The organism is Mycobacterium sp. SM3041 (assembly GCF_039668335.1).
Lineage (GTDB): Bacteria > Actinomycetota > Actinomycetes > Mycobacteriales > Mycobacteriaceae > Mycobacterium.
On sequence record NZ_JAYXBQ010000022.1, the window covers coordinates 1 to 904 of the forward strand.

General features: G+C 63.3%; 1 protein-coding gene. It reads left to right on the plus strand.

Annotated features, from left to right (window positions below; genetic code table 11):
- On the plus strand, positions 1-893 hold an 893-nt coding region (locus VXD91_RS06435), incomplete at its 5' end, for an IS3 family transposase (protein ID WP_346414985.1).
- Positions 894-904: the final 11 nt, after the last annotated feature.

Below are 904 nucleotides of genomic sequence, written 5' to 3' on the forward strand. Positions count from 1 at the left end.
CAGGCCAATCTGCCGGGAAAAGGGTCTACCCGCTCGTGAAAGAGCTCGCCGCCGACGGGATCCCCGTCGCGGTGACGTGCCGGGTACTCAAGCTCTCCCGCCAACCGTATTACCGCTGGCTGGCCGACCCCATCACCGAGGCCGAACTCATCGAGGCCTACCGCGCCAATGCGCTGTTCGACGCGCACGCAGACGATCCGGAGTTCGGCTACCGCTACCTCGTGGAGGAGGCGCGCGATGCCGGCGAGCCGATGGCCGAGCGCACCGCATGGCGGATCTGCTCGCAGAATCGACTGTGGAGCGTGTTTGGTAAGAAACGCGGCAAGAACGGCAAAGTCGGGCCGCCGGTGCACGACGATCTTGTCGAGCGTGACTTCACCGCTGAAGGGCCAAATCAGTTGTGGCTCAGTGACATCACTGAGCACCGCACCGGTGAGGGCAAGCTCTACCTCTGTGCGATTAAGGACGTGTTCTCCAACCGGATCGTCGGCTACAGCATCGACTCCCGAATGAAGTCACAACTGGCCATCCGGGCACTACACAGCGCGGTAGCCCGACGCGGAGATGTCGCGGGGTGCATTCTGCACTCGGATCGCGGATCTCAGTTCCGGTCAAGGAAATTCGTACACGCCTTGAATCAACACGAGATGGTCGGCTCTATGGGCCGTGTCGGAGCCGCCGGCGACAACGCCGCCATGGAGAGCTTCTTTAGCCTGCTGCAGAAGAACGTGCTCGACCGCCGCCGCTGGGACACCCGAGAACAACTCCGCATCGCGATCGTCACCTGGATCGAGCGCACCTACCACCGGCGCCGCCGCCAGTCCGGCCTCGGGCGGTTGACCCCGATCGAATTCGAAGCAATCATGACCACACCGGCCAGTCAGGCCGCGTGACCGAAACTGTC